The organism is Bartonella grahamii ATCC 700132 (assembly GCF_000518085.1).
In the GTDB taxonomy this organism is placed as follows: domain Bacteria; phylum Pseudomonadota; class Alphaproteobacteria; order Rhizobiales; family Rhizobiaceae; genus Bartonella; species Bartonella grahamii.
On the sequence record NZ_JACX01000046.1, the window covers coordinates 1 to 4,681 of the forward strand.

The 4,681-nt window shown below is 37.3% G+C and carries 4 protein-coding genes and 1 pseudogene; 2 read left to right on the forward strand and 3 right to left on the reverse strand.

Annotation, left to right across the window (positions count from 1 at the left end; all coding sequences use genetic code 11):
• Positions 1-729 precede the first annotated feature (729 nt).
• The 3 genes and pseudogenes from U736_RS0108420 to U736_RS12420 all read right to left on the reverse strand — a co-directional run.
• Positions 730-1,002: a type II toxin-antitoxin system YafQ family toxin gene (locus U736_RS0108420; RefSeq protein WP_026500655.1), complete on the reverse strand. Its 273-nt coding sequence runs from the start codon at positions 1,000-1,002 to the stop codon at positions 730-732.
• Between the two features lies 1 nt (position 1,003).
• Entirely contained in the window at positions 1,004-1,261 is a 258-nt protein-coding gene (locus U736_RS0108425; protein ID WP_026500656.1) for a type II toxin-antitoxin system RelB/DinJ family antitoxin, read from the reverse strand.
• A 301-nt stretch (positions 1,262-1,562) separates the two neighbouring features.
• A pseudogene (locus U736_RS12420) lies at positions 1,563-2,179 on the reverse strand (type ISP restriction/modification enzyme); the annotation flags it as partial.
• 300 nt (positions 2,180-2,479) lie between these two features.
• On the opposite strand from U736_RS12420, the gene U736_RS0108440 reads away from it, so the two are divergent.
• Together U736_RS0108440 and U736_RS0108445 are read left to right on the forward strand one after the other, a co-directional pair.
• Positions 2,480-2,659 (forward strand): hypothetical protein, encoded by a 180-nt coding sequence (locus U736_RS0108440; protein ID WP_026500659.1) that lies wholly within the window; start codon positions 2,480-2,482, stop codon positions 2,657-2,659.
• Positions 2,652-4,412, forward strand: coding sequence for a ShlB/FhaC/HecB family hemolysin secretion/activation protein (locus U736_RS0108445; protein ID WP_026500660.1), 1,761 nt, complete (start codon positions 2,652-2,654; stop codon positions 4,410-4,412). The genes U736_RS0108440 and U736_RS0108445 overlap by 8 nt, the downstream gene beginning before the upstream one ends.
• Positions 4,413-4,681: the final 269 nt, after the last annotated feature.

Sequence of the window (4,681 nt, forward strand, 5' to 3'; positions counted from 1 at the left end):
TGTATTGATAATAACTTATGCTTATTAATTGCTTCTTTTATATTTATGTGCTTTTAAAGCTATATTATGGGCTTTATGAAACGATTGCGTTATTTTCTGAATCTATACATTTATAATATTTAAAAACGCTCTCATAATGCGTATTTTTATCTTTATAACCTATCAATTTTTTACTAAATGAATTTTAATTTTTTTTGTGAATTTTGTTTATAAAGGGCTCTAATGTAAACAACCTATATTAAACGCACTCTATAAACACAACCTGTAATATATATTTTGTAGGGGTTTTGGGGGTGCTTATACTTTTTTCAAAAATTAGGGAATTAAAAGCGTAAAGTAATATAAGTATTCACAACAAAGCTTTTGAAAACAATAAAGCTATCATTTTAGATTACGGTATAACCTCTTAAAGCCAATGTAAAAGAAGCGTATTCACTTTAAGATGGGATTTATTAAAAATCTTAAAGCAATCAAAATAAGAGTATTTAAAAGTGCAAATGATTTTTTTTAGAATAACGCATATAAACTATTCTTTTAAAAAGGGATACTCAATAATAATTAGGTCAATAAGTTATATTAATAGTGAGAATTTTATTCTTTATTGATTCTATTAGTTTTTTCTCTATCTCTCATCTTTTTTGAGCTTTTTTATAGCTTCAAGAGCGAGTTTTTTACGGTCTGTGCTCTTTATGTAGAGAAAAGTTAGAGTATTTTTAACTTTTCATATAATTATTCTTTGAAAAGGTCAGAGTGCGTTCCTGTACGAATAAGATGTAATTTATCTCCTTCTATTCTATAAATAAGCAGCCAATCTGGTTCGATATGAATATCATGATACCCTACCCAATCGCCTTTTAGTGGATGATCACAGTAATGTCTTGGTAATGGCTTTTCTTCAATTAGAAGACTTAATAGTGTACGCAGCTTATTCATATTTTTACTGCGTTTTTCCGCCTTGCGCACGTCACGTTTAAATTGTCTCGAGCGAACAGGTATCAGCATATTAAATGCCTAAATCCTTAAAAAGGGCATCAGCGTTTTTAAATGTCTTACCTTTACCTTCATCTAATTCCTTTATAGCTTTACGTGTGACACTATTAGGTACTTTAAGCTCAAAAGGCAAACAACCTTCTTCAGCGACACGCAAAAATGTTATGCGGATAAGATCTGATGCACTTAATCCCATGCGTTCTAAAGTAATCATCGCTTGTTTTTTCATTTTAGCAGGAATGCGAGCGCGAACAACAGAATCGGCTTTCATGATTTGTATCTCCATTTATAACCTTTGTTATAGTGTAGCTACACTGTGACTTCAAGTCAATTTTTTAGAATTAAAAACCCTCTGGATAGCAGGTATGGCAAAAAAAACTCCACGAAAAGAATCCTTGATTCGCAATAATTAAGAGGAATGTTGCAAAATCCTATTCTCTTAACTTTATTTTGTTATCCCTCATAGTAAAGAAGATTATATCTAATCAACTTAACAAGAGAGGTATAGATTATGGTTATAAGCTCTATACCCCTTATGAGTTTATCATACCCATTATGTGAGTATGCCAAATCTATTCAGTTTCTCTTAGTTCTAATTTTGGTAAGTTCTTAACGATTTTCATTGTTTCTAGACTTACAGTAATAATCCTTTGAAACAACTCTAATGGATAAGCAGGGTTGCCAACGGTTTCAACAAGCATAGCGATTGGCATCATTCACAATACCACTCTTTTTATCAGTCTTTACACATTGACGCCCCATAACCCATTCAAGAGCGGGTCTACCATTTACGATATACTCATAAGCTTCAAGAGGGATATCTGTTATTGTGATATTGCTATTGTAAATAACAGTGGTTTTATCTTTATCAGATTTTCCATTTTCTTTACCTGCTTTTGCAAATTTCATTTCAGTTACATAATAAAACTTTTCGGGATTAGAGATCTCTGTAACTTTTGGATTACCCTTTTTAAAGGTCACGGGATAAGGCTCTACAGTTTCATAGTTTACGTGCAAATGACCCAGTTCACGCCCTGCTGTTACAAATTTCCAAAAATCCTCAGCAGTTTTTACACAAGGAAGACAATGCAATTCTTTAGAGAGATTATCAGCATAGCGAGCACGGTAATCTTCCGAATGTAAAATTCCGTAACCAATAATAAAAGATATCTTCTTTTGTTATGGTTTTAGTAAGTAAGCAGAGAGGCACTTTTTAAACCTATGTCTGTACTATTATCGCGTTTTTTTTCTTATTTTAGTATAAGCTATCGTCATGCTATTTTTCTTATCAAGCGATAATAATGGAGTGTTTCTTGTTGTCTCTAATATGTAACAGTTCCAATAAATTTGGTATATTCTATGAATAACAGTCTTTACTTGAAGCTCAAGATTATATTACATGCAACACCTTAAAATTAAGAAGCATATAGAGTGTATGATTGTCATTTAACAGTGTCATTGTAAAATCTTCAAAAGCGGGGGAAGTGATATGGTTTGCACAACACATAAAGCAGGTGTATACAGTACAGTCTATGCTTTTCTCTCAGATGTTATAAGTATTATTCTCATCAAAAAATTAAAAAATTGTTACGCGGTTGGCGATTTTTTCTGTGACGCTGACGATATGGTTCATTTTGTTGCTCATTTTGAGGACACAATGAATGCATAGATTTTTTTTCACTTTTGTTTTTGCGGCTATTTTGTGCCTTTTCTCGTTGCCGAGTTTTGCCGAAAACATTCGTGAGAAAGCGATTAATCAATCAGAGAGCATCCAACGACAACAAACGCAAGAACAGCGTTTTCAGCAATTACACCGTAGAAACGAAACCCATGGGGTATTTTTGCCAGACGATGATACCACATCTGCCTATGGTGCTTCGTCTGGTACAACCTGTTTGCTGATCAAAAGCATTGAATTTGTTGATGCTCAGTTGATTTCTCATACCGACCTTCATGAAGCCATTTCTCTTTGGGAAGGGCGGTGTTTGGGGATTGCCGAAATCAACAAAGTGCTCAAAGCGGTGACCAAGCTTTATATGAAGCGCGGCTATATTGCGGTGCGGGCTTATTTGCCTGAGCAAGATTTAAGCGGCGGTCATCTCAAGATTGTTGTAGTTGAAGGTGTGATGGAAGATATCACTCTGGATGGGCATAAAGTTGAGAGGAGACTTCAAGGAGAAATCACCACGGCTTTTCCAAACCTTATTGGAAAGCCGACCAATCTGCGCCAGATAGAGCAAGGGCTTGATCAAATCAATCGGCTTTTCTCACGCCAAGCCACCATTAATCTTGGTGCGGGGAGCAATTCGGGTGGTTCGATACTCGATGTTCATATTGAAAAACAGAAACCTTGGCTTATTACGCTTTCCAGCGATAATCTTGGCGCTAAAGCAACAGGAATTTATCAAACGCGCTTGAGCCTTTCTTTTGATGATCTGTTAGGGATCAATGATCAATGGTCGTTTAGCTATCAGCGCTCCATGGATGGTGGTCCGTATCATTTTTCTCACAAGCGCCCCAATAGTGATACTCTAACGGGATCATTTTCTCTTCCCTATGGCACTTGGACAACAGGTTTTGATGGGACGTGGAGCCAATATCATTCAAGTGTTAAGGGGATATTTTCCGATATTATGACTGCGGGTAAGTCTTTATCGCTGACGCCATGGATTTCACGGGTTATTGATCGTGATCAAGAGGGAAAGACGTGGGTTACGGGACGGTTGACATGGAAATATTCTGATAATTTTATTATGGGCAGTCGGGTTGATGTTTCCAGCCGTAAATTGGCTATTGCAACCTTTGAGCTTGATCATTCGCGCAAGTGGCTTGGAGGAGAATTAAGCGCGCATATAGGATTTCATAAGGGTTTGGCAATTCTTGGCGCTTATGATGATAAAGAGCAAGAGAATGCAACAAAAAATTCACCCAAAGGGCAATTTTCCAAATTGTCTTTTTCCCTAGGCTACGTGCGTCCTTTTTCGCTTCACCAGTATAATTTTCGCTATAACACACTGTTTTCAGGACAATTATCACCCGACACGTTGTTTAGTTCAGAGCAAATATCGCTTGGTGGCAGTTCCTCTGTGCGCGGAGTGCGTGAGGCGATTTATTACGGCAATAATGGGGCGTTTTGGCGCAATGAATTGTCGCTGTTGTTGCCAGGTTTTTCTTCGAGAATGGGGCGTAAATTTATGAGCCAATTCTCCCCTTATATGGCGCTTGATCTGGGGGCTGTAGCCAATGATGTAAGCAAAAACAGTTTTGGCGGGCGCCTCGTTGGGGCAACTCTGGGTTTCCATGCAACCGGAGACATTACGGATGTTGATGTGTCTTATTCGAATATTTTAACCCAATCAACAGTGCGAGAAAAGGGGAATAAGACAGGGTTATTTCAAGTGCGGGCATTATTGAGATTTTAGAGCAAAGGGGCGGTAAAAAATATCGCTGCGCTGTTTACACCCATATGGGTTGTTTTTTTAAGAGATAAAGAATTTTATGAGGAGCTGAAGATGCGGGGATTGAAAGATCAAAAGCACAAATTGGGATATGGACGTGCGTTAGGGCAGCATGCTCTTGGTGTTTTGCAGCGTGGGATCCACAAGGGGCTTTCACTTGTTTTAAGTTTTTGCTTAGCTTTTCAGCCTTTGTTGTTGCAAGCACAAGCGCTTGGAGCGCGAAGTCCTGTTGC